Genomic DNA, 26,494 nt, shown 5'->3' with positions numbered 1-26,494 from the left:
CCGCCGCTCACCCCACGCGGCCCAGCCCTGTCCGTCGCCGCACGGACCCGCCGCCTGCCCCGTGTACCGCCGTCTCGGTCACACGGACCCACCGCTTTTGCCCTGGACCCGCCTTCTCGCTCGCGGACCCTCCTTTTCGCCACGCCGCCCGTTCCGCCGCGCGGACCCGCCCGATCGCCACGCCGACCCGCCGTCCGGCGCGGGGCCCGGCAGGATGGGCGTATGGCTATGGCAGCAGCGTCGCGTATCGCGGTGGCCGGCGCGTCCGGTCTCATCGGCAGTGCCCTGGTGCGGTCCCTGACCGCGGACGGGCACGAGGTGGTCCGCCTGGTGCGCCGGGCGCCCCGGACGGCGGACGAGGTGCGGTGGGATCCGGAGCGGCGTTCGGTGGACGCGGCGGGGCTCGCCGGGTGCGACGCGGTGGTCAATCTGGCCGGGGCCGGGCTCGGCGACCGTCGCTGGACGCCGGCGTACAAGGAGCGGATCCGCGCGGGCCGGGTGGAGGGCACGGCGACGCTCGCCGGGGCGATGGCCGCGATGGAGCCGGGCGAGCGGCCCCGGGTGTTCGTGAACGGCAGCGCGATCGGCTTCTACGGCGACACCGGCGACCGGGTGGTGGACGAGAGCGCGCCCCCGGGCGAGGGGTTCGTGCCGTCGCTGTGCGTGGAGTGGGAGGCGGCGGTGGCACCCGCGCGTGAGGCGGGCGTACGGACGGTGCTGGCCCGCACCGGGCTGGTGGTGGCCGCCGGCGGCGGCGCCTGGGGACGGCTGTTCCCGCTGTTCCGGGCGGGCCTCGGGGGACGGCTGGGAGACGGGCGGCAGTACTGGTCGTTCATCGCGCTGCACGACGAGGTGGCGGCGCTGCGCCACCTGCTGGACACCGACGGACTGTCGGGGCCCTGCAACCTCACGGCCCCCCATCCGGCGACGAACCGTGAGGTGACGGCGGCCATGGGGCAGGTGCTGCGCCGGCCGACACCGTTCGCGGTGCCCGCTCCGGTACTGCGGGCGGTGCTCGGGGAGATGGGGGGAGAAGTGCTGGGCAGTGCGCGGGTGCGACCGACGCGGCTGCTGGAGTCGGGGTTCCGGTTCGCGTTCCCGGAGGTGCGGGAGGCGATCCGGGCGGCGCTGTGACGCGGGCCCTCACAGCACGTGACACGGGGGGCGACGCTGCGACACGGGCCCTGACAGCACGTGCACAGGGGGGCGGGCGGCGCTGTGACGCGGGCTCCGCCGACGGGAATTCGAAGGAGCATGCGACCGTCGTGCGCCCGTGCCCTGTGCGTGCGCGACTCCGCCGGGGCCGATCACGGGCCTAGCCTCGTGCCGAACTCGGGTATCCCTCGGGTATCCCTCGAGCCGGTTGGGGGCAGAAGGTCCCCGACCGGCCGCGCAACCTCGAGGAGGGGCACGTGCTTGAGCCCGTGAATCAGGCGGACGTCGTCGTCGTGGGAGCCGGGGTCGCCGGTCTCGCGGCGGCGCAACGGCTGACCGGTGCAGGAGTGTCGACCGTGGTGCTGGAGGCCGCCCCCGTGGTGGGCGGCCGGATGGCCACCGAGAAGGTCGACGGCTTCAGGCTCGACAGAATCGGACAGTTGCTGTCCACGGCGTATCCGGGGCTGCGGCTGACACCGGGTCTGGAGGGGCTCGTACTGCGCCCGTTCGCGCCCGGGGTACTGCTGCACAGCGACGGGCGGCACCATCGCGCGGGCACGCAGAGCGGCACCGGGGGCGCGAGGGGCGCACTCCATGCCGTACGCGCCCTCGCGAGCGCCCCCAGGTCGGTACCGGCGCCCAGGAGGCCGTCATCGGCCGCCAGGACGGCCGGGCGGCCCGCCGCGGTGCCGCGGAGCAGGGCCGGCGCCCCGCTCGGCGGCCCGGTCGATCAGGCGCGGCTCGGCGCCGCCCTCACCCGGCTCGCGGGCATGCCCGTGGAACGGTTGCTGGCCCGGCCCGAGTTGCCGGCGGCCGAGGCCCTCGCGGCGCGCGGCCTGCCCGCACGCACCATCGACGGGTTCCTCAGGCCACTGCTCGCGGCGCTGCTGTGCGACCCGGAGCTGACCACGTCCAGCCGGTGCGCGGACCTCGCGCTGCGGGCGTTCGCGGCCGGGCGGCTGTGCCTGCCGGAGGGCGGCGCCGACGCGCTGCCCGAGCTGTTGGCCCGCTCGCTGCCGCCGGGCACGGTGCACACCGGGGTGCGGGTCACGGCGGTCTCCACGACGTCCGTGACGACGGCCGAGCACGGCGAGATCCGCTGCCGTGCGGTGCTGGTGGCGACGGACGCGCGGGTCGCCGCCGAGTTGCTGCCGGGCCTGCGGGTGCCGGACTTCCATCCGGTGACGGTGCTGCACCACGCCACCGCGGAGCCGCCGCCCACGGGCGCGTCCCTCGTGCTGGACGCGGACCGGGGCGGACCCGTGGCGCACACGGCGGTGGTCAGCCGCGTGGACCCGTCCCGCGCACCGGCCGGCCGGGCACTGGTCACGTCGACGGTCCTCGGCACGCCGCCGCCGGACGTCGACACCGCCGTCCTCATGCACCTCGCCCGGCTGTACGGCACCTCGACCGCGGGGTGGGAGACGCTCGCCGTACGCCACACGCCCGAGGCGGTCCCGGCGATGGGTGCCCCGCACGACCTGAGCAGGCCGGTCCGCCTGCTGGCCGGGCTCTACGTGTGCGGCGACCACCGGGACACCAGCACGGTCCAGGGTGCCCTCCACTCGGGCCGGCGAGCGTCGACGGCCATCCTCACGGACCTGGGCGCGGCCGGCTCGATGCACTCGGCGGAACCCCCGCGCACGATGCCGTCGGCCGCCTGACCGCACCGTGCCGGCCGGTCCCGGACGTCCGGGACCGGCCGGCACGCCGCGTCTGCCGATCCGGGCGTGCCCCTGGCCGGGACGACCGCAACCGCGACCGTCACCGGCGGACAAAACCCGCCGACCCCGCACCGCGGAACCAACGGGCGCACACAGAACCGCAGACACAGCCCCGTCAAGCACGCCACGCCGCCCGAACCGGGACTGCCGAACCGGACGGCACCGCGGCGTCCGCCGGTCCGGCGTGACCGGGACCGGCGGTCGAGTGCGCGCGGAAGCCCCGCGCGGGTGCCGGACCGTCCGGGCGAGAACGCGCGTACACCGTGCGGGCGTCAGACCATCGCCGCCGCCACCCTGTCCCGGTACCCCCGGGCCGGGGCCGCGTCCTTGTAGGGCTCCAGGCGTCGTTCGAAGTCGCGGACGTATTCCACGGCGCGCACCGAGCGCATCTCCGCCGCCTGGCCTGCCGCCTCGGCGGCGAGGCGGCAGGCCTCGTCGAGCTCGCCGAGGCCGAGGCGGGCGGTGGCGAGGACGATCTTGCAGAACACCCGGCTGCGGGCGTACACGGGGGCGCGCAGTTGCAGTGAGCGCTCCGCGTGCTGCGCGGCGGCGCGGAACTGCTGGAGGTCCCGGTGGCAGTGCGCGAACTCGTCGGCGAGCTGCGCCTCGTCGAAGAACCGCGCCCAGTGCGGCACCTCGTCGCCGGGCCGGGCGGTCTCCAGCGCGCGCTCGGCCCGCACCAGGGACGCGGTGCAGGCGCGCACCTCCCCGAGCACGCCGTGCCCACGCGCCTCCGAGGCGTGCAGCAGCGACTGCAGGGCCGGTGGCACGGAGGTCCCGACGCCCTGCTGTGCCACCCGCGCGAGTTGTACGGCCTCCCGCCCGTGCCCGAGGTAGACGGCCTGCCGGCTCATCGTGACCAGGACGAACGCCCCGTAGGCCCGGTCCGCCGCCGCCTGCGCGAGCCGCAGCGCCTGCACGAAGTAGCGCTGCGCCAGCCCGTGCGCGGCGATGTCGTACGACGTCCAGCCCGCGAGCCTGGTCAGGTCGGCCGCCGCGGCGAACAGGCGGCGCCCGGCCTGCTCGCCGTAGATGCCGCGCAGCATGGGCTCGCACTCGTGCTCCAGGTAGCGCACGAGGGCCTGGCGGGCGTGCCCGCCGCCGTACATGTCGTCCAGGGTGCGGAACAGTTCCCCGACGGAGCGGAGCGCGGCGATGTCACCGCCGGTGACCCGCTGGCCGGGGCCGCGGTCGGCGATGTGCCCGCGCCGGGCGGAGGCGGTGGACTGGCCGGGTCCGGCGGCCGGGCGCCGTACCGCGGGGCGGCCCTGGGCCGGGATCCGGGGCGCCTCGCTGCGGGCGACCTTGTCGTCGGGCCGGCCGATCAGCCAGTCCCGGCTGGGGACGACGAGTCCGGCCGGGCTGAACGCGATCTTGCGGAGTTCGGCGTGGCTGCCGGAGTCCTTGCGCCACAGCCCGCCGACGATGTCGACGGCCTCCTCCGGGGAGGCGGCGAACTCCAGCCCGGCGTAGACGGGGGCGCAGGCGTCGAGGCCGAGGTCCTGCGCGGTGAAGCGGCGGCCGAGGCGGCGGGTGAACACCTCGGCGATCAGGGCGGGGGTCGTGCCACGCGGCTGCTGCCCGCGCAGCCAGCGGGTGACGGACGTCTTGTCGTATCTGAGGTCCAGCCCGTGTTCGAGACCGAGCTGGTCGACGCGACGGGCCAGACCTGCGTTGGAGAATCCCGCTTCTGCGATGAGCGCGGCGAGTTGGCGATTGGGAGTGCGCTGCGCGGGTCGTTCCGTCATCTGCGGTGCGGTCTCCTGCCTTCCGGGGACGAAGTGCCCGGATTGCCTGTGAGCAGCCCTTATGGCCTCGTGGTCGGCGCGAATGTAGCGGAGCGTAGCCATCCGGTCGCAGGCTTCCCCAGGCATTCATCCGATCGTGTGAGGATTGCCGCGGTGCTGACGGCCGCCGGCGGGCGGCCGGTGGACCACCGGCGGTCGTACAGTGGCGTAGGCACGCTGCGTGCCTTACCACCTTCTAGGGAGGCGTTGCCGTGAGTGAGCTGCGGTTCGTCCACATGGGTTTCGGTGCCGAGGCCGTGGATTACCGGGTGGCGTGGGACGAGCAGCGCCGGGTGCACGCGGCGCGCTTCGAGGACCGCGTACCCGACACCGTGCTGCTCCTGGAGCACCCGCCGGTCTACACGGCAGGCCGCCGCACGGCCGACAACGAGCGCCCCCTCGACGGCACCCCGGTCATCGACGTGGACCGCGGCGGCAAGATCACCTGGCACGGTCCGGGCCAGCTCGTCGGTTACCCGATCCAGAAGCTGCCGCGTCCGGTGGATGTCGTGGCGCACGTGCGCCGCCTGGAGGAGGCCCTGATCCGCACCTGCGCCGAGTTCGGACTGGAGACCACCCGCGTCGAGGGCCGCAGCGGCGTGTGGGTGCTCGGCGACCCGGTCGAGCGGCGCCCCGCGCTCGGCGGGCTCGCCCTGGACTTCGACCCGCGCCTGACCGACGACGAATTCGACCCGCGCCTCAACGGCCCCGAGTACGCCCCGTCCAACGCGGGCCAGCGCCGCGAGGACCGCAAGCTCGCGGCGATCGGCATCCGCGTCGCCAAGGGCGTCACGATGCACGGCTTCTCGCTGAACGTGAACCCCGACAACAAGTGGTTCGACAGGATCATCCCGTGCGGCATCCGCGACGCGGGGGTCGCCTCCCTGGCCGGCGAGCTCGGCCGGGACGTCACGATGGACGAGGTCCTGCCGGTCGTCGAGCGGCACCTTAGGGACGTCCTGGAGAACGCCGAGCCGAGGCCCAGGGAGATCGAGAAGACCCCGGCGGCATGAACGCGGCCCGTCCGGCGTTGAGGACAGGACCCGCCCGGGGGCCGGGCGGGCCTCGCGGCAGCACTGGCCAAGGCCGGCATCGTCGCCGGGCAGCAAATCAACGGGCGTACCCTGGTGGACGCCGAAGAATCAATCGCTAGGGAGCCGGTCGTGTCCGCAGTCGCACCCGACGGACGCAAGATGCTGCGCCTGGAGGTCCGCAACAGCCAGACCCCCATCGAGCGCAAGCCCGAGTGGATCAAGACCCGGGCGAAAATGGGTCCCGAGTACACGAAGATGCAGAACCTCGTGAAGAGCGAGGGCCTGCACACGGTCTGCCAGGAAGCCGGCTGCCCCAACATCTACGAGTGCTGGGAGGACCGCGAGGCGACCTTCCTCATCGGCGGCGACCAGTGCACCCGGCGCTGCGACTTCTGCCAGATCGACACCGGCAAGCCCGAGGCCCTCGACCGCGACGAGCCGCGCCGCGTCGGCGAGTCCGTCGTCACGATGGACCTGAACTACGCCACCATCACCGGCGTCGCCCGTGACGACCTGGAGGACGGCGGCGCCTGGCTGTACGCCGAGACCGTGCGCCAGATCCACCGGCAGACCGCCGACCGCGAGGCCGGCCGCACCAAGGTCGAGCTGCTGGCCCCCGACTTCAACGCCGTCCCCGAGCAGCTCGCGGAGGTCTTCTCCGCCCGCCCCGAGGTCTTCGCGCACAACGTCGAGACGGTCCCGCGGATCTTCAAGCGCATCCGCCCCGGCTTCCGCTACGAGCGTTCACTGCAGGTCATCACGGCCGCCCGTGACTACGGCCTGGTCACCAAGTCCAACCTGATCCTCGGCATGGGCGAGACCCGCGAGGAGGTCGGCGAGGCGCTCAGGCAGCTGCACGACGCGGGCTGCGAACTCGTGACCATCACGCAGTACCTGCGCCCGTCGGTGCGCCACCACCCGGTGGAGCGCTGGGTGAAGCCGCACGAGTTCGTGGAGCTGAAGGAGGAGGCCGAGCAGATCGGCTTCTCCGGCGTGATGTCCGGCCCGCTGGTTCGGTCCTCGTACCGCGCGGGACGGTTGTACCGGATGGCCGTAGAGAAGCGCGACACCTCCGTCGACGCTTCCGCCGGCACGCCGCTGGGCACCCAGGCCGTCTGACGCGCCGTCACCGCCCCGCGCCCGCACGGGCCGCGGTGAGGCTGTGAATTCCCGCACAAGTCACTACCGCTCAGTAGCAGCCGATGCGACGCGGCCCCGGCCGTCCTCCCAGTTGGGGGCGTACGCCGGGGCCGCGGCCGTGTCCCGGCGCGGCGCGCCGGGACGTCATCTGCGTTTGACCGGCCCGCCATGCCCTGGTAACACCAATCAGTGACCCTGTCATCACAGGTCGTACACCCATATTTCCGTTTCGGGATTTCCGCTCCGAGGAGGATCTCCACGATGCAGGCCGGGCCCGTCCGCGCCACCACCCTTCCGTCGTTCGGCACCGCGCTCCGCGCCGTCGAGTCCCTGCTGATGAGCAGCGGCCAGCGCACCGCCCGCCGCAACGCCTGGACCTCCGTACTGGAGGACCGCCGCCGCGCCAAGGACCGGGACGAGACGCAGCGCGTCCTTGACGGGACGGTGTCCGGCAGGTACTGACCAGTCGATTCCCGTCGGCCGGCCGCCCGCCCGCGTTCCGCCGGGCACTGCCGTCGTACGCGCTTTTGAGGACACGTAGACTTCGGGACATGGCGAGGAAGGAAACCGCAGCGGACGCTGCGAACCCCGGGCGACTGAAGCAGATCGCCCTGACATACAAGATGACCCGCAAGGCCGACAAGAAGATCGGTCTTGTACTCGCGGCAGTCGGAATCGTCACCCTCGGTGTCTTCCTCGCGATCGGTTTCTTGATCGGTCACCCCATTTATCTCGGCATCCTGGGCCTCCTGCTCGCCTTGCTCGCGACGGCGATCGTGTTCGGGCGCCGGGCCGAGCGGGCCGCCTTCGGGCAGATGGAGGGCCAGCCGGGCGCCGCAGCGGCCGTGCTGGACAACATCGGCCGGGGCTGGACCACGACCCCCGCTGTGGCGATGAACCGCAGCCAGGACGTGGTGCACCGGGCCGTCGGCAAGGCCGGCATCGTGCTGGTCGCCGAGGGCAACCCGAACCGGGTGAAGGGCCTGCTGGCCGCCGAGAAGAAGAAGATGAACCGCATCGTGGCCGACGTACCGGTGCACGACCTGATCGTCGGCATCGGCGAGGGTCAGGTCGAGCTGAAGAAGCTGCGCACCACCATGCTGAAGCTGCCGCGCGTGCTCACCGGCCCGCAGGTCACCGCGACCAACGACCGGCTGCGCGCACTGGGCGACCTGATGAGCAACATGCCGCTGCCGAAGGGGCCCATGCCGAAGGGCATGAAGCTGCCGAAGGGCGGACCGAGGGGCCGCTGAGCCCGACACCGTCGTACGAGGAAGGGGCGCCCGGAGTGATCCGGGCGCCCCTTCCTCGTACGCGGGTCCTGTCAGGCGGGTCGGGCGGGGATCACATGCGGACCTCGACCGTGCGTGCCAGCCGGTCGTGGAGGCCGCGGCCGTCGCGGTCCCACATCAGAGCCGGGATCGCCAGGCACAGCAGCACCGTGCGCAGCAGGACGCGCAGCGGGTTGACCGTGCCGGTGTCCAGGGCGAGCACCCGGATGCCGAAGATCCGCTTGCCGGGCGAACAGCCGATCGTGCCGACGGTGAGGACGGTCATGCCGAAGAAGATCAGCAGCGTCCAGTTGCTGGTCCGCTGGTCGTAGCCGCCGGTGATCAGACCGTAGGCGATCAGGAGGCACAGGCCCCAGTCCACGGCCAGCGCGCCGATGCGGCGGCCGGGCCGGGCGATCGAGCCGGGACCGTCCTCCGGCAGACCGAGCCGCTGCCCCCGGTGTCCGAGATCCGCACCCGCGTTTTCCAGGGCCTCGCGGGGCCCCGACAGCCATGATCCGAATGCTTCCCTGTTGTCCACCCGTCCACGGTACTGCGGCCGGATATGAGCGGGAGACGCCGGGGTGCGGCGGAGCTACCGTGGGAACGGGACCGGTTAACTTGCGCGAAACAATGGGGTCACGCCGGAGAAATCCCGTGTCCCTAGTGTCGATGCGAGCGTGTGCCACCCGCACTGGCCGCACGAACGAACTACCACCCCGGCAGGACGGTCGGGAGTAGGAGGAGCTGGATGTTCCAGAACGCCGACGAGGCCAAGAAGTACATCGCGGACGAGGACGTCAAGTTCGTCGACGTCCGGTTCTGCGACCTGCCGGGCGTCATGCAGCACTTCACGTTGCCCGCCGAGGCGTTCGACCCGGACGCCGAGCAGGCCTTCGACGGGTCCTCGATCCGCGGCTTCCAGGCCATCCACGAGTCGGACATGGCCCTGCGCCCCGACCTGTCCACGGCACGCGTCGACCCGTTCCGCCGGGACAAGACCCTCAACATCAACTTCTTCATCCACGACCCGATCACGGGCGAGCAGTACTCCCGTGACCCGCGGAACGTGGCGAAGAAGGCCGAGGCCTACCTCGCGTCCACCGGCATCGCCGACACGGCGTTCTTCGGCCCCGAGGCCGAGTTCTACGTCTTCGACTCCGTCCGCTTCGCCACCAGCGCGAACGAGTCCTTCTACCACATCGACTCCGAGGCCGGCGCCTGGAACACCGGCGCCCTCGAGGACAACCGCGGCTACAAGGTCCGCTACAAGGGCGGCTACTTCCCGGTCCCGCCGGTCGACCACTTCGCCGACCTGCGCGCCGAGATCTCCCTCGAGCTCGAGCGGTCCGGCCTGAAGGTCGAGCGTCAGCACCACGAGGTGGGTACCGCCGGCCAGGCCGAGATCAACTACAAGTTCAACACGCTGCTCGCCGCGGCCGACGACCTCCAGCTCTTCAAGTACATCGTGAAGAACGTGGCCTGGAAGAACGGCAAGACGGCGACGTTCATGCCGAAGCCGATCTTCGGCGACAACGGCTCGGGCATGCACGTCCACCAGTCGCTGTGGAGCGGCGGCGAGCCGCTGTTCTACGACGAGGCCGGTTACGCGGGCCTGTCGGACACCGCCCGCTTCTACATCGGCGGCATCCTCAAGCACGCCCCGTCGCTGCTGGCCTTCACCAACCCGACGGTGAACTCCTACCACCGCCTGGTGCCGGGCTTCGAGGCACCGGTGAACCTGGTGTACTCGCAGCGCAACCGCTCGGCCGCGATGCGTATCCCCATCACGGGCTCGAACCCGAAGGCCAAGCGCGTCGAGTTCCGCGCGCCGGACGCCTCCGGCAACCCGTACCTGGCGTTCTCGGCTCTGCTGCTGGCGGGCCTGGACGGCATCAAGAACAAGATCGAGCCGGCCGAGCCGATCGACAAGGACCTCTACGAGCTGGCCCCCGAGGAGCACGCGAACGTCGCCCAGGTCCCGACCTCCCTCGGCGCGGTCCTGGACCGCCTGGAGGCCGACCACGAGTTCCTGCTCCAGGGCGACGTGTTCACGCCCGACCTGATCGAGACGTGGATCGACTACAAGCGCGCGAACGAGATCGCGCCGCTGCAGCTGCGCCCGCACCCGCACGAGTTCGAGCTGTACTTCGACGTGTGACAGACGCCCCGGGTCCGCCGGCCCGGGGTGCTGCTTGCGAGGGTCCGCCGCCCCTGCCGGGGTGGCGGGCCCTCGCCGTGTCCGGGTGACCGTCGGGCCGAGCTTCACAGAACCGGCCCGCGCGGGGGACCCTGGGAACAGGCAGGAGTTCGAGGGACTACGGAGACGGCCGGGATGACCGAGCGGGACGATTTCGAGCAGCGCGAGTACGACCTGAGATGGGCGGACGGCGCCGAGCACAAGGAGCCCTCCGCCCGTGCCCGGATGCTGGCCGCGCGCTGGAAGCACAACCCGCCGGGACCGGTCCCGTTCCGGCCGGAACCGTCCTCCGCCCGCTCCCGCGGGGCGGCCCGGGCACGGCCGGCGTGGCTGTCGGCCGTGCTGGTCCTCGGCGGCATGGCCGCCCTGATCGTGCTGCTGGGTTACGGGGGGTTCCGGCCGCCGTTCTGAGTCCGTCCGGTCCATGGTCAGGGACGGCCTCGTTCGGGGGCCGGCCGGACGCCGGGCCGGGGCCGTCCCGGTCCCGTCCGCGGCCCGTCCGAGCGGCCCGCTTCTGCGGGCCGTCCAGTGGGGCCCTGCTTTGCGGGCCGTTGTCAGTGTGGCCCGGGAAGATGGCCGGACGACGGACCACAGCACGGTGAGGCGGCAGGCATGGGTGAAGCGTTGCGGCACGTCACGGCGGCGGAGCGGCGGTCGCGGCTCGCGCTGCGGCACCGGCTGGCCGGGCCGGCCCGGGCGGCGAGTCCCGAGGAGGTCGCCTCTTCGCTGGTCGCGTTGCACGGTACGGACCCGGCGACGGTGTATCTGGCGGTGGGCGCGCGGCTGGCGGACCCGGCGAAGACCGTGCCGGAGACCGAGCGGGCGCTGTACGGGGACCGTGCCATGGTCCGGATGCACGGCATGCGGCACACGGTGTTCGTGTTCCCGGCCGAGCTGACCGCCGTCGTGCACGCCTCGACCGGTCTCACCGTGGCCGCCCGGGAGCGCGCCGCGCTGGTGCGGGACATGGCGGTGGCGGGGGCGCCGGATGCTGCCTGGTTGCGGGAGGTCGAGGAGGCGGCGCTGGCCGCGCTGGGCCGGCGCGGCCAGGCCACGGCGGCCGAACTCGCCGTGGACGAGCCGCGGTTGCGGGAACAATTCGTGTACGCGGCCGGCAGGCGCTACGAGGGCGTGCACACCGTGTCGACGCGGCTGCTGAAGGTGCTGGGCGTGGAGGGCAAAGTCGTACGGGGGCGGCCGCTCGGGTCGTGGACGTCGAACCAATTCCGCTGGGCGCTCGCCCCGGAGCATCCGGAGCTGGATCCGGCCGGGGCGCGGGCGGTGCTGCTGCGGCACTGGCTCACGGCGTGCGGGCCCGCGACGGAGGCGGACCTGAAGTGGTGGACGGGATGGCGTGTGACCGACGTACGCGCGGCGCTCGCCGTGATCGGGGCGCGGCCGGTGTCGCTGGACGAGGGCACGGGGTACGTGGCGGACGGCGACGAGCGGCCGGTGGCGGGTCCCAGGGAGCCGTGGGCGGCGCTGCTGCCGGGCCTCGATCCGACGGCGATGGGGTGGCAGCACCGGGACTGGTATCTGGCGCCGGGCCTGCGGGCGGCCCTGTTCGACCGGAGCGGGAACGTGGGGCCGACCGTGTGGTGGAACGGGCGGGTCGTCGGCGGCTGGGCGCAGCGCGCCGACGGGGAGATCGTCTGGCGGCTCCTCGACCCGGGTGGGGCGGGCCGCGACGCGGAGGCGGCGGTCGCCGCGGAGGCGGAGCGGCTGCGCGGCTGGGTGGGGGCGACGCGGGTGACGCCGCGCTTCCGGACGCCGCTGGAGCGGGAGTTGGCGGGCTGAGCGCCGGACGGGGGCGACGGCCGGACGCGCCCCCGCCGGGCGGCGGTCACGCCGGTGCCGAAGGGCTGGACACGCCGAGGACCGGGGCCGGGACACGCCGGTGCCAGGGACCGGGCACCCCTGCCCGGAGCTGGACGCGCCGGTGCCGGGGGCCGGAAACTCCGTGCCTACGCCGGGGCCGGTATGGCAGGGCCGGGCAGGCGGGTGCCGCGGCTGGATACGCCGGTGCCGGGCGTCCCGTACGCGGGGGACGCCCGGCACCGGTCGGTGTCAGCGGCAGTAGCGCATGAGTGCGCGCACCATGTGGCACGTCGTGTCCGACGGCGGGTGGATGCCCACCGTCTCCGCCGCCTTCCGGATGGTCTCGTTGCGGGCCTGGTCGGGGACGTGGACGCCGGAGTCGAGCAGGGCGATCGCGAGCCGCATCGCCTTCAGACGCCGGTTGTGCGTGATGTACCACTCGCGGGGGCGGCCCGGCGGCAGCGGGCGCTTCTCCACGGGGGCGTAGGGCAGGTCGAGCAGGACGGGGCGCTTCGCGGTGGACTGGGTGGGCAGCGGCTTCGCCTTCAGTGCGGCAGCGGGCACAGGCATCCTCCTGTCGCGGGGAGAGCGCCGGACGGGGCCTCGGCCGACCCCGGCGCCGCTCTCCAACACTGCTCTTATTCTACCGCCCACCACTGACAAAAGCCCTGGCCACAACGGCTTTCGGGGGTGCTGTGACGCAGGTGGGGCACGGGTCTCGCGTACGGTGGGAAGCATGGAGATCTGGATCAATCCGGCCTGTTCCAAGTGCCGGAGCGCCGTGACACTGCTCGACGCCGAGGGCGCCGACTACACCGTCCGCCGCTACCTGGAGGACGTGCCGAGCGAGGACGAGATCAAGGCCGTACTGGACCGGCTCGGCCTCGAACCCTGGGACATCACCCGCACCCAGGAGGACGCCGCCAAGGCGCTCGGGCTCAAGGAGTGGCCTCGGGACGAGACCTCGCGCGACCGCTGGATCGCGGCGCTCGCCGAGCACCCCAGGCTGATTCAGCGCCCGATCATCACGGCGGACGACGGTACGGCGGTCGTGGCCCGCACCGACGAGGCGGTACGGGATGCCCTGTCCCGGTAGTCGGCGGTGTGCCGCCCGGGGACGGCGGAAGCACCGAGTCGCCCGGCGAGGGCTCCAGCCCGCCCTGGCGGGGAACGTCAGGGCCGGGCGGGGCGTGCAGGGTGTGGAAGACGACTGCTGCGGAAGACGGGTGTCTGCTTCAATGGAGGGATGACCGGCTTCCAGAGGTTCACCGCGACGGGTCGTGACGACCTGGAGCCCTTCTGGCCTTCCCGTCAGCATCACGACTTCGACCGGGTCTGTTGCCGCGCGGTGAACGCGCGGGCCCTCTGAAGCCGTATCCCGGACTTCGGCCAGCGCGGACGACGTACGTCCCGCGACGCCCCGACCACGACTCGCGGCCGTCGCCCTTTCCCGACGCACTCCTCGCGCGAAAGAGCTGACCTGTCATGGCGAACACCTCCCGTTCCCAGTCCCCCGCCCCCACCCCCTCGGCCGTCCCGTCCGCCGGCCTGTCCGGCGCCCCGTTCCCCGACCGCTCGCCCGGCGGCGCGCGGCACCGACGGCGAGCCGTCGACCGGGACGAGACCACCGCCGCGACCGTGCCACCGGTCGTGGACGTGGCGGGCCTCCTGCCGCCGGGCGCGACTTGGCTGCCCGCGCCACCGCACACCCTGCCCCCGTTGCCGGGACGGCCGCCGATGATCGGTTACCTGGTGCTCGTCCCGGCCGGCCGGCAGCCGCCGTTCCTCCCCGCCCCCGCCCGTCCGGAAGCCGGTCGGCCGCCGCTTCGCACCGCGCCCGGTGGCGTGCCGGGAGCCACCGGTCCGGCCGGTGACGGCGACAGGGACGACGCGCCTCCCGTCCCCGACGACGAAGCGCCCCTCGTGCGCGTCGACGCCGTACGGCGGACCGTCGAGGTCGACGGGCGGGAACTCGATTTGACGTACCTGGAGTTCGAGCTGCTCGCCCATCTCGTCGCCCGTCCGGGCCGGGTGCACAGCCGCGCCCAGCTGGTGAGCGCGGTGTGGGGCTACGGGCACGTGGGGGACGGCCGTACGGTCGACGTCCATGTCGCCCGGCTGCGCCGCAAGCTGGGCGCCGAGCACCGGTCGGTGATCCGGACGGTGCGCCGGGTCGGCTACACGTACGTGCCGCCGACGCGGCGGTGAGTCTCTGCTGACGGCAGATTGCCGTTACGCGGCTCGGCCGGGCCGGGCACAGTGACCGGCATGAGGATTCTGGTGTTGGGTGGTTCGGAGTTCGCGGGGCGGGCCGTGGTGGCGGCGGCGCTGGGCCGGGGCTGGGACGTGACGGTGTTCAACCGGGGGCGGCACGCGGCCCCGGCGGGGGTGCGGTCCCTGCGGGGCGACCGCACCGCACCGGACGGGCTCGCCGCCCTCGCCGCGGACGACGCGGAGTGGGACGTCGTGGTCGACACGTGGTCGGCGGCGCCCCGTGCGGTGCGGGACGCGGCGCGGCTGCTGCGGGACCGGGCCGGACGGTACGTGTACGTCTCGAGCTGCTCGGTGTACACGTGGGCGCCGCCCGCCGGGTACGGGGAGGATGCGCCGGTGGTCGAGGGCGCCTCGGCCGACGCGGACCAGACCGACTACGCGCGGGACAAGCGGGGCGGTGAGCTGGCGGCGCTGGAGGCCTTCGGCGCGGAGCGTTCGCTGCTGGTGCGGGCGGGGCTGCTCCTCGGGCCGTACGAGAACGTGGGGCGGCTGCCCTGGTGGCTGACCCGTATGGCGCGCGGCGGCCCGGTGCTGGCGCCGGGGCCGCGGGACCTGCCGCTGGAGTACGTCGACGCACGCGACCTCGCCGAGTGGATCCTGCACGCGGCGCGGTCGGGGCTGAGCGGGCCGTACAACCTGATGAGCCCGCAGGGGCACACGACGATGGGCGAGCTGCTGGAAGCCTGTGCCCGGGTGACCGGCGGCCGGGCCGAACTGCGCTGGACCGGGCCGGAGGTGATCCTGGCGGCGGGCATCGCGCCGTGGACGGAGTTGCCCGTGTGGGTGCCGCCGGGCAGCGACATGCACGACGCGCTGCACGCCGCGGACGTCTCGCGGGCCGTCGCGGCGGGGCTGCGCTGCCGGCCCGTGGCGGACACCGTCGCCGACACCTGGGCATGGCTGCGGGAGAGGGGCGGTACGGCGCCGCAGCGCCCCGGCCGGCCGCGCCCGGGCCTCGACCCGGAGGTGGAGGCGAGGATCCTCGCCGAGGGCGTGCCCGGCACCGCCCCCTGACCGGGAGCGGGGGCGGGGGCCCGGGGGTGCGGTCCGGGGCGACCGGCGCCGGCGGGGGATGCCGGTCGCCGGGGGCTGCCGGGGCGACGCGGACACGGATACCGCCGCATCCCCGGCATTTCCCGGGAGTTCACGGCGGCCGCTGTTCACCCGGCCCTTCCCGCATCGATCACGCCGCCGATTCCCGGTAATCGCCGGACCGGCTGAACGCCTCTGGGTCCGACTCCGTACGGGAGGGCGCCGCTTCACTCCCGTCGGGCGCCCCGCTGCCCCGCAAGGAAGTCAGAGGAGTTCCATGGGAAGCATTACGCGAAAACGCCGTACGCCGCTGATCACCAGGGTTGTTGCCGCATCGGCGGCACTGGCGCTCGGTGGGGGCGGGCTGATCTGGGCGAATTTCCACGCCTCGGCGCACGAGTCCGGCAGCCGGGACGGCAGGACCGGGTCGGCGGGGGCGCGGATCGCCACGATCGACTGCCCGGACGTCGGCCAGCGGCTCAGTCGCCTGCCGAGGGGCGCCCGCTCCGGTGTCGACAGGGAGCTGGCGAACCTGGACGAGCAGATCACGGAGGCGTACACCCGTCTCGCGTCGACGCGCGACGCGCAGGAGAGCGATCCGGCCTACGTGCAGAACGTCATCCTCGGCCCGCTGACGTCCCGGCGTGACGCCACCATCGACCGGATCGGCATCGCGATCCGGCGGGCGGGCGGCAGCGAGCCGTCCGGCCTGGACCGGTTCGCCGGGTGCCGGGGTGTCCCGGCCGAGCAGCCCGAGACCGACGAGGACGGCGCCGGGGACGGCCCGGACCAGAACCCCGACGGCCAGGACGGCGGCCGGGAGCAGGGAGGCGGCGGCCGGCAGGGCGACAACGGCAACGGCGCCGCGGGCCCGGTCGCCGAGGACTTCGTCGACATCACGACCGTCGAACCCGACGTGCGGCAGCCGCAACGGGGCGAACAGGCCTCGACGGGCTCGTTCACGACCGCGTGCGGTGTGAACGAGAACGACCTGTTCAACAGCGACAACCTGATCGCGGCGCCCGGCGTCGACAACGGCGCGCACCACACGCACGACTATGTCGGCAACCAGGACAACGACGCGTTCTCCAGCGACGAGGACCTCGCGAACGCCGACACCAGCTGCCAGAACCAGGGCGACAGGTCCACGTACTACTGGCCGGTGCTGCGGCTTCAGGACGGCGGCCGGGAATTCGACGCGGATGAGCAGGGCGGGGGCGCCGAGGGCAATGTCGGCACGATTCTGCAGGCGGAGAGGGCCGAGATCGTCTTCGTCGGGAACCCGCGGAGCCAGGTCGTCGCGATGCCGAAACTGCTGCGCATCATCACCGGTGACGCGAAGGCGTTCACCAACGGCGACGCGAACGCCAACGCCGGCTGGTCCTGCACCGGTTTCGAGGACCGGGTCCTCGCGGACAAGTACCCGTTGTGCCCGGACGGGTCGGAGGTGGTCCGGATGTTCGACTTCCAGAGCTGCTGGGACGGCCGGAACACCGACAGCGCCAACCACCGTGACCACGTCGCGTTCGCCGACCCGGCCACCGGCGCCTGCCCGGAGGGCTTCCGGGCCATCCCGCGGCTGACGATGAACCTGGTCTACGACGTGCCGCGGCCCACCGTCGAGGACGGGCAGGTGCGGAACCCGTTCGCGGTCGACGGTTTCCCCGAGCAGCTGCACAAGCCGATCACCGACCACGACGACTTCATCAACGTCATGGACGAGGACCTGATGAACCGGGTCGTCGACTGCGTCAACAGCGGTGAGGACTGCCGGTGACCCGGTAGGGGGCGGGCCGGCGGAGGGCCGCGCGAGGAGCCGGCGGCGGGAGGGACGTCCCGCCGCCGGCTCCCGTGCCTGCCCGGCGTGTGTCCAGCACGCCCGACGGGCCGGGCGTGTTCAGGGGTGCGAGCCCGGACCGCCGGTGCCGGCGTCCTCGTGGCCGTCGTGGCCCCCGTGCGAGGCGCCCTCCTCCAGCGTGCCGCCCAGCCGCCCGCGCAGCGAGCGCACCACGTCCGCGTGGCCGACGGCGACCCACTTGCGGCCGACGAGGTAGTGGCCGCCGTAGTCCTTGGCCGTGTTGATCCATTCGCGCCGGCCGCGGTCGGTGGCGAAGGTGGCGAGAACGTACCTGTCCTCGCCGGTCCCGCAGACGGCCTGGCGGATCTCGTCCGCGTCGGTCTGCAGGTCCGGCCGGCACTTCGCCGTGGCGGCCAGCTGCTCCAGGCTGCCGGTCGCCGCACGGGCCGGCACGGACCCGCCCCCGTGCCCGCCCCCGTGCCCGCTGCCGTGCCCGTCGGCTCCGCAGCCCGTCAGGGCCAGTGCCATCGCCACCACTGCCCCGTTCAGCGCGAGCATCGGTCGGGTCGTCCTCATCCTGTTCCCTCCGGTCGGTCGCGGCGGTACGGCACGGCGCGGCGGCATGCCGCGGCCGGCCCCGCCCGGGGCCCGGTGCTGGATACGGGCGCGGACCGCGCCGTGCTCAAATCCGGGTGCCGCGGCCCGTACCGCCGTGCGAGGGTGGGCCGGTGAACCAGGACTGGGAAGACCGTGTGAGCGCCGCCTGGGCGTCCCTCGACGGCTACGGCGAGGACGGGGCGGCCGAGTTCCGCGCGCTGATCGACACGTTCGTGGCCGAACTGCCCGCGGACAGCCCGCTCGGCCCGTTCGAGCAGGCCTGCGCCTGGGACTCGACGGGCCACTCCGACAAGGCCGTACCGCTCTACCGGGAGGCGCTGGCGCGCGGCCTCGGCGAGGTGAGCCCGTACAAGGCACGCCGGACGAAGATCCAGCTGTCCAGTTCGCTGCGGAACACCGGCCGCGCCCGGGAGGGCGTCGAGCTCCTCACACCCGAACTGGCCGCCCCGTCGGACGAGCTGGACGACGCGGTCCGCGCCACGCTCGCGCTGTGCCTGTCGAGCCTCGGCCGCGACCGCGAGGGCCTGTCGCTCGTCCTGGGCGCCCTCGCCCCCCATCTGCCGCGCTACCAGCGGTCGATGGCGCACTACGCCCGGCAGCTGACCGCCCCGGAGGACGGCCCCACCGCCTGACCCTTCCGCATGCCCCCTGCGCATGCCCCCGCCGTTCGCCCCCGGCGCACGACCCCGGCGGCCGACCGCCCCGAGGGCACCGGCCCGCACAACAACGCCCGTGTGTGAGGTGACCATCCAACGATTCGCTCGTTCTGCTGAACGTGCAGTCACAGGATGTCGCCCCGCACCCCTCCCCCTCGCTCGCCGACCCGGTCGTGGACGTCGAACAGGCCGAGGCCGCGCTCGTCGAGCACTATCCCCGGCTGGTCCGGCTCGCCTATCTGGTGCTGCCGCCCCGCCTCGGCCGCAGCAGGCGCGTCCTGACCGCGCATGCCCTCACCCAGCGCGCCCTGCCGCGCGGCCGGACACCCCTGCCCCTGATCCCGGCGCAGTCGGCGGGCCGGAACGCCGACCCCGGCTACACCCTGGTCAGGCTGCGGGTGCTGCGTACGGCGCTGGAGGCGGACCTGCCGTTGCGCGCCAGGGTGCTGCCCCGGCGTTCCCAGCTGCCGCCGGTGCTGCCGCAGACGTGGGGACTCAAGCTGTTCCCGCGCTCGGGCGGCGCCGACGAACTCGCCCTGGACCGGCAGCTGGCCGCGCTGTCCGGCCCGGCACGCGCCGCGTACGTGCTGCGCGGCCTGGAGAAGCTGCCCGAGGGCGACGTGCGCGTGGTGCTGGCCGAGGCGGGTGTCGCCGACGTGGCCGGGGCGCTGCGCGCGGCCGGTGAGGTGCCGGAGCGGTACGCGCTGCTGGACTCCCCCGAGTTCGACGCCTGCTCGCTCCAGGCGCGGCCCACCGACCTGATACGGCGCAGGCAGCACATGAAGGCGGCGCTCGCCGCGGGAGCCGCGTTGCTGGTGTGCGGCGCGCTGCTCGGCATGCCCGGCGACGCCTGGGGCCCGGACGGCGCGGCGGCACCGCCGTACGCGCGCAATCCGGGGGCCGAGGCGGCACTCGACCCGGGGAGGCTGACCCGGGTCGCGCCCGCCGCGTGGCAGACCTCCGCGCGCAGCGACTTCTCCGTGTGGCCCGCGCGGGGCGCACTCGTCGGCGACCGGGCCCTGCTGCGCCGCGCCCTCGCCGTGTGGGCGCGTCCCGGCGAGACGGTGCAGGTGACGGCGACGCCCGGCACCCCGTCCGGTGGCCCGTCGGGCCCGCCCCAGCTGCTGTACGCGGGGAACGTCGGCACGGCGCGGGTGGTGATCCTCTACGACGGCCTGCGCATCGCCCGGTACGCGGAGCCGAAGGACGGTACGGCGGGCGCCGCGCTCGACTTCGCGCGGGTCGACGGCGCCGGTCCGGCGGAGGCGAGCGCGGTGGTGCTGGAGCGCGCCGACGTCAACGTCCGCTATCTGACGGCGCCCTGGGTGAAGCGGGCGTCCGTCCGGGACCTCGCGAAGCCGGACGCCCCGGCGCGGGACCTCGCGATCACCGGCGGTGTGACGGCGCCGCTGGCGAGCCCGGCCGCCCGGAAGCCCGGCGCGTGCACGTCGTGGCAGGTGCTCCAGGTGAGCGACGGCACCGGCACGCGCGTGATGAGCGACCTCGGCGAGCTGGTCCCGGCCCGGCTCACCACGGGCGGCCCCGGTGCGGCGGCCGACACCGCGGGCGCCGAGGGGCTGCGGGCCTGGGCGCCGTACGCGTGCTCGCTGGACGCGGTGCGCTCGGCGGGCGTGCGGAGCGTGAACACCTGGGAGTACGCCGATCAGCGGCTGCCCGACGCGAGCGGGCGGGCCTCCTGGGTGTGCACCCGCGCGGAGACCTGGCGGGGCGGCGGCGAACGGGTGCTGGCGCAGTTCCACGCGCCGGGCGGGACCCTCGGGACCGTGGCGGCGCAGGCGGAGAACGTGACGGCGTGCGGCGCCAAGGATCCGCACGTGCTCGCGGGCGTGCTGTGGAAGTCTCCGGCCGACCGCTGGTACCTGCTGGCGGCGGGCAGCCGTGACACCGAGTCGATCCGCACGACCGGCGCCGTCAGCGGTTCCGGGCGCGGCAACGTGCTCGCGGTGCGCGCGGAGCAGGGCGCCCGGGCGGCCCTGAAGGGGACGCTGCGGGACGGCCGGACGGTCGGCGGCCTGGGCGAGTGAGGGATCAGCGGCCGCGAGGAGCCGGCCGCCACGCTCCCATCGCGCCCCGCACCACGGCGCTCGCGAACGTCCGTGTCGGAACCGACCCGTTCAGGACCGGTTTCGATCGGTAAAATGTTCGCTGACTACCGGGGTTCGCGCAGATGGGGAGTCGAGGAGCGGCGGCAGCAGTTGATCGGCGTCGCCCTCGAACTGGTCATACGCTCGTGGATCTCACTCGTGGAGTCGACGGCGCTGATCTGGCTGGACGGGCGGCGCGTTCCGCGGGGGGAGCTGGAGACCCAGCTCGTGCACGACTTCGCCGCGCTTGCCGCCGTCAGCGCCGCCTACGACGACGAACTGGCGGGCCTGCTGCGCCGGGTCGTGAAGGACGAGCCGGCCGACGGCCCCTTCCACGGTTTGGCGACCCGCCTGATGGCCCTCGCGTCCTGAACGGCGCCGCCGTCACCTTTTCGGGGCACCCCCGTTCCACGGCGACGGGGCCACCCGACCGTGGGTGGCCCCGTGGGACCCGAGCGTCCGCGGCGGTTCACGTCAGCGGGTGAAGACGGCCACCGTCCTGCCCGGCACCCGGAACGTGCCGCTGTCCGCGTCGTACGACGCCTTCCGCACCACCGGGTCCGCGCCGGACGCCTGCACGGGGTGCAGCCGGTGGGCCGTCCCGGCGAGGGCCGCGACGCGCTGCTCCTGCGCCTCGGGGGTCGCGTTGAACACGACGACCAGGTCACCGAGTCGCATGGTGATGACGCCGGGCGTCTCGTCCTTGCCGGACAGCGGGAAGGACAGCGTGGCCTGCACCTGTTCGGCGGTGGTGAGGGAGAACGCGGACTCCGAGGTACGGATCTTCAGCAGGTCCCGGTAGGCGGCCGAAGCCCCCTCGATCTGCTCGCAGCCGACCGCGACCGACTTCAGCAGCGGCTTGGCGTACGGCCACTTGGCCTCGTTGTCGGCCGCCGGGGGCAGCCCGCGGCCGAAGCCGTTGCCGTCGGCGCAGTCCCAGTGGATGGCGTTGAACCAGTCGCCGCTGTCGAAGGAGTTGCGGTCCAGGGACTTCGAGCGCAGCAGGTCGGTGCCCGCCTGGGACAGGGCCGGGCCCTGCGAGAGGGCGGCCGTGGCCATCGCCAGCACCTGCATCCGGGCCCGGTCGGCGGCCGGGGTGTCCTTCGGCAGTTTGAAGGCGAGGGCGTCGAACAGCGACTCGTTGTCGTGCGCGTCGGCGTAGGCGAGGGCGTCCCCCGGGGCGTCCGCGTAGCCGGCCGGGGCGCCGTTGTAGTCGACGTCGGAGCCCTTGACCTCCTTGCCGCTGGTGTCGGTGAAGCCGTACCGCGCGAGGCTGCCGGACAGCCCGACCTTGATCAGGTCCTGGTAGTGCAGCAGACGGGCCTTCTGCTCGGCCCCGGTGCCGTTGTCCGCCGCCGGGTTGGGGTCGGTGTACAGGCCGGAGGCGAAGCCCTGGACTCCGGGGTCCTCGTCGAAGGGGCCGCCGCCGCGCACCGCGTCACGGGCCCGGTCGGAGAACGTGGCGATGCCCGTGCCCGCCATGTTCTTCTGGGTGGCCTGTGCGAAGCGGGCGTCGTCGGCGATCTCGCCGAAGTTCCACCCCTCCCCGTACAGGATGATCTTCTTGCCGTCGACGCCGTCCTTCTCGGGGGTCAGGGCGTCGAGGGCCTTGCGCACGGCGAGGATGTTCGCCTTGGGGTGGTGGCCCATGAGGTCGAAGCGGAAGCCGTCGACCTTGTACTCCCTGGCCCACGTGACGATCGAGTCGACCACGAGCTTGCCCATCATGGCGTTCTCGGTGGCGGTGTTGGCGCAGCAGGTGCTGTTCGCCACCGAGCCGTCGGCGAGGAGCCGCTGGTAGTAGCCGGGCACGATCCGGTCGAGCACCGAGGTGTCCGCCTGTCCACTGGCCGCCGTGTGGTTGTAGACGACGTCCATGACGACCCGCAGGCCGTCCTCGTTGAGCGCCTTGACCATTTTCCGGAACTCGACGGTGCGCTCCGTGCCGTCCGGGTCGGTGGCGTAGGACCCCTCGGGGACCGTGTAGTGGTACGGGTCGTAGCCCCAGTTGTAGGCGTCCTTCGCGGCGGTCTCCGCCACGCATTTCTGCTGCTCGTCCGAGTCGGCCGGGAAGGAGGCGAGGTCGCAGTCGGCGGTGGCCCGGTCCGCCGCCTTCTCGGGGATGGTGGCGATGTCGAACGCGGGCAGCAGGTGCACGTACGAGGTGCCCGCCTCGGCGAGTTCGCGCAGGTGTCTGCTGCCGTCGCTGTCCCGGTCGGCGAAGGCGAGGTAGGTGCCGCGGTTCTTCGCCGTCCTGTCCGCGACGGAGAAGTCCCGGATGTGCAGCTCCTGGATCTGCGCGTCCCGCAGCGGTACGGCCTTCGGCTTCTTCAGGGCGGACCAGCCGCTCGGCGCGAGTGCCTTGTCGCGCAGGTCGGCCGCCAGGCTCCGCTGGGAGTCCGCGGTGAGGGCGACCGAGTACGGGTCGGTGACCTTGTTGGTGACGACCTCGCGGACGCTGGGCGCCCACACCTTCACGGCGTACCGGTACGGCTTGTTCCGCCAGGACGCGGGGCCCGTCACCGACCAGACACCGGTCGCCGGGTCCCGCTTCATGGCGGCGGTGGACCCGCCGATCTCCAGTTCCACGGACTGCGCTGTCGGGGCCCACACGGACAGGGTGGGACGGTTGTTGCGGAAGACCGGCCCGAGGTCGGCCTTCGTCGCGTCGTACAGGTCGTCCAGGACGCCGGCGATCTGCACGCCGGTCGCGGCGAGGACCGCGCCGTTCGCCGCGTGCTGGGCGGCGACGACCTGCCCGCGCAGGGCCTCCCGGATCCGGTCCCGGTCGCGCGGGTCGACGGAGAAGGCCCGGTAGTCCTTCAGGTGGGGGTACTTCGCCTTCTGGGCGTCAGTCAGCGAGGTTGTCTGCAGCCGCAGCAGGCGGGTGTCGTCGCCGCTGGTCAGGCCGCCGTTCGCGGCCTTGATGGAACCGCTTCGGGAGTACAGCAGTCGGGTGGAGGCGGCGCCGTCGGGGCCGTTCCAGGCGACGGTGTCCCGGTCGATCCAGACCGCCTTGGAGGTGGTCGGGTCGACGGCCGCGGCCGAGCCCGCGGGCTGCGGCAGCAGGTACTTCTCCTGGCCGCCGAGCAGCCACACCTCGTTGCCGTTGGCCGCGAGATCCAGGGACTGGTCGGTGGGCAGGTCCTTCTCGTCGCCCTTGTGGATGATGTAGCCGAGGCTGGTGGCACCCTCGGCGAGCGGCACCTCGTAGACGGCGCCGAAGGCGTCGGTCCGCACCGGCTTCAGCGGGTTCGACCACTCGGTGGGGTTCGCGGCGCCGGTCCAGGTGTGCAGACCCCAGCCGTCGTAGTCGCCGTCGGCGCGGTGGTGGTGCAGGACGGCCTTGGTCTTGTCCTGCGCCGGGTACTCGGGACGCTCGGTCCGTACCGTCTCCTTGCCCTGCTCGATCCACACCTCACCGGTCCTGGTGACGTCGATCGTGCGGTCGGCGGAGACGTCCTTGGTGCCGTCCTTGTCGATGACGAGGAAACTGACGTTCGACGCGCCGGGCTTCAGCTTGACGTAGGCGAAGGCGCCGTAGGCGTCGCGGCCGGTGAAGGGGTGGCTGTCGGGCCAGTCGGTGGCCTCGCCGTCGGCGAGGTCGCCCCACGCGTACAGGCCCCAGTCCTGGTAGTCCCCGTCCTCGCGCCGGTAGTGGACGATCGCGTAGTCGCGGGAGACCGCGGTGGGCGGCTCCTGGACGGGGGGAGTGCCGGTACTGCTGCCGGCGGTGGCGCTGCGGGTGCGGCCCGCCGGGTCGATCACGACGGCCTTGTAGCGCAGGGCGGTGCCGGCCGGTACGTCGCCGCCGATGGTGTGGGTGACCTTGTACGGGGCGTGGTCGGCGGAGCCGAGAATCTTCCACCGGTCCTTGCCCGTCTGGGCGGCGAAGACGACGCGGTTGCCCTCGGCGGTGCCGGCGGTGACGTCGACCGTGCCGGTGGCGCCCGCGGCCGGGGCCCGCAGGGTGAGCGACGGCGCGGTGGCCGGCTCCGGCTGCGGCGCGGCGGCCTTCAGCACGATCGCCGACCGGGCCGGGACGGTGACGGCGATCTGCTTGTCCGCGTCCGAGGTCACGGTGGTGTCCGTGCCGTGGATGCCGCGGAAGGCGGTGTCCGCCGAACCGGTCGCGAAAGTCGCCGGCTTCGCCTCGCCGGCGTTGTTGACAGCGACGACGTACTCGGTGCGGGTCGTGGGGTCCGTGCGGGAGAACGCGTACACGCCGGGCCCGTCGGCCGCGTACCGCTCGGTCTGGACGCCGTCCGTGAGGGCCGGGTTGGCCTTGCGGAGCCTGGCGAGAGCGCTGATCTGCTCGTAGAGCGGGGCGCCCGTGTCGTAGGCGGCGTCGGCGTGGGTGCGGTCCGTGCCGATCTGGTCGTCGTCCAGGTAGTCGGCGGTGCGGGACGCGAACAGCGGCTGGCGGGCGTCCTTGTCGCCGCCGGAGCCGGTGAAGCCCTGTTCGTCGCCGTAGTAGACGACGGGGTTGCCGCGGCTGAGGAACATCAGCTCGTTGGCGAGCCGCGCCCGCCCGAGCAGCTCGGCGTCCGAGGCCTGGGGGTTGTCCTGGTTCAAGAAGTACCCGACGCGGCCCATGTCGTGGTTGCCGAGGAAGGTGACCTGCTCGTAGGCGTTGGCCTTGTCGGTCGTGTACTTGTAGTCGTCGCCGAAGACCGACGCGAGTTTCTTCGCGCTGCCGCCCTGGGAGGCGTACTGGCGGGCCGCTTCCTGGAAGGGGAAGTCGAGGGTGGCGTCCAGGCGGCCCCGCGTGACGTAGGGCGAGGTGACGGAGGTGTCCGAGGAGTAGACCTCGCCGAACATGAAGAAGTCGTCCCGGCCGCGGCGGGCGGCGTACGCGTCCAGGGCCGTGGCCCACTGGGTCCAGAACTCCATGTTGACGTGCTTCACCGTGTCGATGCGGAAGCCGTCGATGCCGAAGTCCCGGACCCAGCGCTCGTAGATCTTCGCCATGCCGTCCACGACCTCGGGACGCTCGGTCCACAGGTCGTCGAGCCCGGAGAAGTCGCCGTAGGTGGTGGACTCGCCGGCGTACGTGGAGTCACCGCGGTTGTGGTACATCGCCGGGTCGTTGAGCCACGACGGGACCTTGATGTCCTTCTTCGCGGCGGGGACGGCCGGGGTGCGGGGGAAGGAGTCGCGGCCCACGGACGGGAAGTCCCTGCCACCGGCGGCGTAGTCGGCGTCGTCGAAGGGCCTGCCGTCCTCGGTGAGGTACGGGAAGGCGCCCTTGGAGAGGTACGAGGAGGACTTCTCCTCGTAGTCGACGACGTCGGCGGTGTGGTTGGTGATGACGTCGAAGTACACCTTCAGGCCCTTGGCGTGGGCCTTGTCGACGAGGACTTCGAGGTCCTTGTTGGTGCCGAAGTGGGGGTCCACCCGGGTGAAGTCGGTGATCCAGTAGCCGTGGTACCCGGCGGAGGCGTCGGCGCCCTCGCCCTGCACGGGCTGGTTCTTGAAGAGGGGGGCCATCCAGATGGCGGTGGTGCCCAGATCCTTGATGTAGTCGAGCTTCTTCGTGAGGCCCTTGAGGTCGCCCCCCTGGTAGAAGCCCTTGTCGGTGGGGTCGTAGCCGGTGGCGAGGCGGGAACCGGTCAGTCCGCCCTTGTCGTTGCCGTTGTCGCCGTTGGCGAATCGGTCCGGCAGGACGAAGTAGAACTGCTCGCGCGTGGCGTCGTGCCGGGCGGGCTGCGCGGCGAGCTTCGCGTCGGACGGTGGAGCGGGCGGCTCGTCCGCCCGGGCGGCCAGAGGCTGTACGAGAGCGGCGGCGAGCGCGGCGACGGTGACGGCCGCGATCCTCCTGCCCTGCGTGGTGGGGCGCCTTCCCGGCGCCGGCCATCTCGGTATCACGGGCGTGAACTCCT

General features: G+C 73.2%; 20 protein-coding genes and 1 pseudogene. 16 read left to right on the top strand and 5 right to left on the bottom strand.

The window, feature by feature from the left end; all coding sequences use genetic code 11:
- Positions 1–222: 222 nt before the first annotated feature.
- Both ABZ354_RS04435 and ABZ354_RS04430 read left to right on the top strand, forming a co-directional pair.
- Entirely contained in the window at positions 223–1,134 is a 912-nt protein-coding gene (locus ABZ354_RS04435) for a TIGR01777 family oxidoreductase (protein WP_358652811.1), read from the top strand.
- A gap of 278 nt (positions 1,135–1,412) precedes the next feature.
- Positions 1,413–2,819 (top strand): NAD(P)/FAD-dependent oxidoreductase, encoded by a 1,407-nt coding sequence (locus tag ABZ354_RS04430; RefSeq protein ID WP_358652809.1) that lies wholly within the window; start codon positions 1,413–1,415, stop codon positions 2,817–2,819.
- Positions 2,820–3,151: 332 nt separating this feature from the next.
- On the opposite strand, the gene ABZ354_RS04425 is transcribed toward ABZ354_RS04430, so the two are convergent.
- Positions 3,152–4,627 (bottom strand): regulator, encoded by a 1,476-nt coding sequence (locus tag ABZ354_RS04425; protein WP_358652807.1) that lies wholly within the window; start codon positions 4,625–4,627, stop codon positions 3,152–3,154.
- A 251-nt stretch (positions 4,628–4,878) separates the two neighbouring features.
- Between ABZ354_RS04425 and lipB the strand changes: the two genes are divergently transcribed.
- From lipB to ABZ354_RS04405, 4 genes are all read left to right on the top strand, one after another.
- Positions 4,879–5,679: a lipoyl(octanoyl) transferase LipB gene (lipB, locus tag ABZ354_RS04420; RefSeq protein ID WP_358652805.1), complete on the top strand. Its 801-nt coding sequence runs from the start codon at positions 4,879–4,881 to the stop codon at positions 5,677–5,679.
- Positions 5,680–5,829: 150 nt separating this feature from the next.
- Positions 5,830–6,819, top strand: a complete 990-nt coding sequence (gene lipA, locus ABZ354_RS04415) for a lipoyl synthase (protein WP_358652803.1) — start codon at positions 5,830–5,832, stop codon at positions 6,817–6,819.
- Positions 6,820–7,101: 282 nt separating this feature from the next.
- The gene (locus tag ABZ354_RS04410) at positions 7,102–7,302 is read left to right on the top strand and encodes a hypothetical protein (protein ID WP_358652801.1); all 201 of its coding nucleotides are present in this window, start codon (positions 7,102–7,104) and stop codon (positions 7,300–7,302) included.
- An 89-nt stretch (positions 7,303–7,391) separates the two neighbouring features.
- The gene (locus ABZ354_RS04405) at positions 7,392–8,093 is read left to right on the top strand and encodes a DUF4191 domain-containing protein (RefSeq protein ID WP_358652799.1); all 702 of its coding nucleotides are present in this window, start codon (positions 7,392–7,394) and stop codon (positions 8,091–8,093) included.
- 91 nt (positions 8,094–8,184) lie between these two features.
- Here the strand turns inward: ABZ354_RS04405 and ABZ354_RS04400 are convergent, their stop codons facing one another.
- Entirely contained in the window at positions 8,185–8,652 is a 468-nt protein-coding gene (locus ABZ354_RS04400; RefSeq protein ID WP_358652797.1) for an RDD family protein, read from the bottom strand.
- A gap of 210 nt (positions 8,653–8,862) precedes the next feature.
- Between ABZ354_RS04400 and glnA the strand changes: the two genes are divergently transcribed.
- From glnA to ABZ354_RS04385, 3 genes are all read left to right on the top strand, one after another.
- On the top strand, positions 8,863–10,272 hold the full coding sequence (glnA, locus tag ABZ354_RS04395; protein WP_358652795.1) for a type I glutamate--ammonia ligase: 1,410 nt from the start codon (positions 8,863–8,865) through the stop codon (positions 10,270–10,272).
- A gap of 174 nt (positions 10,273–10,446) precedes the next feature.
- Entirely contained in the window at positions 10,447–10,722 is a 276-nt protein-coding gene (locus ABZ354_RS04390; protein ID WP_358652793.1) for a hypothetical protein, read from the top strand.
- Between the two features lie 201 nt (positions 10,723–10,923).
- Complete coding sequence (locus tag ABZ354_RS04385) at positions 10,924–12,108, top strand: winged helix DNA-binding domain-containing protein (protein WP_358652791.1); 1,185 nt, start codon at positions 10,924–10,926, stop codon at positions 12,106–12,108.
- Positions 12,109–12,378: 270 nt separating this feature from the next.
- On the opposite strand, the gene ABZ354_RS04380 is transcribed toward ABZ354_RS04385, so the two are convergent.
- Positions 12,379–12,693, bottom strand: a complete 315-nt coding sequence (locus tag ABZ354_RS04380) for a hypothetical protein (RefSeq protein ID WP_358652789.1) — start codon at positions 12,691–12,693, stop codon at positions 12,379–12,381.
- A 172-nt stretch (positions 12,694–12,865) separates the two neighbouring features.
- On the opposite strand from ABZ354_RS04380, the gene ABZ354_RS04375 reads away from it, so the two are divergent.
- From ABZ354_RS04375 to ABZ354_RS04360, 4 genes are all read left to right on the top strand, one after another.
- Complete coding sequence (locus ABZ354_RS04375) at positions 12,866–13,225, top strand: arsenate reductase family protein (protein ID WP_358652787.1); 360 nt, start codon at positions 12,866–12,868, stop codon at positions 13,223–13,225.
- A 389-nt stretch (positions 13,226–13,614) separates the two neighbouring features.
- Complete coding sequence (locus ABZ354_RS04370; RefSeq protein WP_358652785.1) at positions 13,615–14,337, top strand: winged helix-turn-helix domain-containing protein; 723 nt, start codon at positions 13,615–13,617, stop codon at positions 14,335–14,337.
- A 60-nt stretch (positions 14,338–14,397) separates the two neighbouring features.
- A complete protein-coding gene (locus tag ABZ354_RS04365) occupies positions 14,398–15,417 on the top strand; it encodes an NAD-dependent epimerase/dehydratase family protein (RefSeq protein WP_358652783.1) in 1,020 nt (339 codons plus the stop codon).
- A 295-nt stretch (positions 15,418–15,712) separates the two neighbouring features.
- Positions 15,713–17,212, top strand: a complete 1,500-nt coding sequence (locus ABZ354_RS04360) for a DUF1996 domain-containing protein (RefSeq protein WP_358652781.1) — start codon at positions 15,713–15,715, stop codon at positions 17,210–17,212.
- Positions 17,213–17,332: 120 nt separating this feature from the next.
- On the opposite strand, the gene ABZ354_RS04355 is transcribed toward ABZ354_RS04360, so the two are convergent.
- Positions 17,333–17,809 (bottom strand): hypothetical protein, encoded by a 477-nt coding sequence (locus ABZ354_RS04355; RefSeq protein WP_358652779.1) that lies wholly within the window; start codon positions 17,807–17,809, stop codon positions 17,333–17,335.
- A 152-nt stretch (positions 17,810–17,961) separates the two neighbouring features.
- On the opposite strand from ABZ354_RS04355, the gene ABZ354_RS04350 reads away from it, so the two are divergent.
- From ABZ354_RS04350 to ABZ354_RS04340, 3 genes and pseudogenes are all read left to right on the top strand, one after another.
- Positions 17,962–18,483 carry a tetratricopeptide repeat protein gene (locus ABZ354_RS04350; RefSeq protein WP_358652777.1) on the top strand — a complete coding sequence of 174 codons (522 nt, stop codon included), beginning with the start codon at positions 17,962–17,964 and terminating at the stop codon, positions 18,481–18,483.
- 143 nt (positions 18,484–18,626) lie between these two features.
- Positions 18,627–20,552: a hypothetical protein gene (locus ABZ354_RS04345; RefSeq protein ID WP_358652775.1), complete on the top strand. Its 1,926-nt coding sequence runs from the start codon at positions 18,627–18,629 to the stop codon at positions 20,550–20,552.
- Positions 20,553–20,738: 186 nt separating this feature from the next.
- Positions 20,739–20,984 (top strand): annotated as a pseudogene (locus ABZ354_RS04340) (TetR family transcriptional regulator); the annotation flags it as partial.
- Positions 20,985–21,086: 102 nt separating this feature from the next.
- Here ABZ354_RS04340 and pulA read toward each other — a convergent pair.
- On the bottom strand, positions 21,087–26,480 hold the full coding sequence (pulA, locus tag ABZ354_RS04335; protein ID WP_358653153.1) for a pullulanase-type alpha-1,6-glucosidase: 5,394 nt from the start codon (positions 26,478–26,480) through the stop codon (positions 21,087–21,089).
- Positions 26,481–26,494 lie beyond the last annotated feature (14 nt).

The sequence above is a fragment of the Streptomyces sp. NPDC005925 genome, from assembly GCF_040638805.1.
In the GTDB taxonomy this organism is placed as follows: Bacteria; Actinomycetota; Actinomycetes; order Streptomycetales; family Streptomycetaceae; genus Streptomyces.
This window is presented reverse-complemented; position numbering and strand designations above follow the sequence as displayed.

Excerpts from the sequence above, each read along its gene's own strand:
- glnA (WP_358652795.1), top strand. The coding sequence starts at position 8,863 with ATGTTCCAGAACGCCGACGAGGCCAAGAAGTACATCGCGGACGAGGAC.
- ABZ354_RS04375 (WP_358652787.1), top strand. The coding sequence starts at position 12,866 with ATGGAGATCTGGATCAATCCGGCCTGTTCCAAGTGCCGGAGCGCCGTG.
- ABZ354_RS04360 (WP_358652781.1), top strand. The coding sequence starts at position 15,713 with ATGGGAAGCATTACGCGAAAACGCCGTACGCCGCTGATCACCAGGGTT.
- ABZ354_RS04405 (WP_358652799.1), top strand. The coding sequence starts at position 7,392 with ATGGCGAGGAAGGAAACCGCAGCGGACGCTGCGAACCCCGGGCGACTG.
- ABZ354_RS04425 (WP_358652807.1), bottom strand. The coding sequence starts at position 4,627 with ATGACGGAACGACCCGCGCAGCGCACTCCCAATCGCCAACTCGCCGCG.
- ABZ354_RS04370 (WP_358652785.1), top strand. The coding sequence starts at position 13,615 with ATGGCGAACACCTCCCGTTCCCAGTCCCCCGCCCCCACCCCCTCGGCC.
- ABZ354_RS04435 (WP_358652811.1), top strand. The coding sequence starts at position 223 with ATGGCTATGGCAGCAGCGTCGCGTATCGCGGTGGCCGGCGCGTCCGGT.
- ABZ354_RS04365 (WP_358652783.1), top strand. The coding sequence starts at position 14,398 with ATGAGGATTCTGGTGTTGGGTGGTTCGGAGTTCGCGGGGCGGGCCGTG.
- ABZ354_RS04385 (WP_358652791.1), top strand. The coding sequence starts at position 10,924 with ATGGGTGAAGCGTTGCGGCACGTCACGGCGGCGGAGCGGCGGTCGCGG.
- ABZ354_RS04355 (WP_358652779.1), bottom strand. The coding sequence starts at position 17,809 with ATGAGGACGACCCGACCGATGCTCGCGCTGAACGGGGCAGTGGTGGCG.
- ABZ354_RS04410 (WP_358652801.1), top strand. The coding sequence starts at position 7,102 with ATGCAGGCCGGGCCCGTCCGCGCCACCACCCTTCCGTCGTTCGGCACC.
- ABZ354_RS04390 (WP_358652793.1), top strand. The coding sequence starts at position 10,447 with ATGACCGAGCGGGACGATTTCGAGCAGCGCGAGTACGACCTGAGATGG.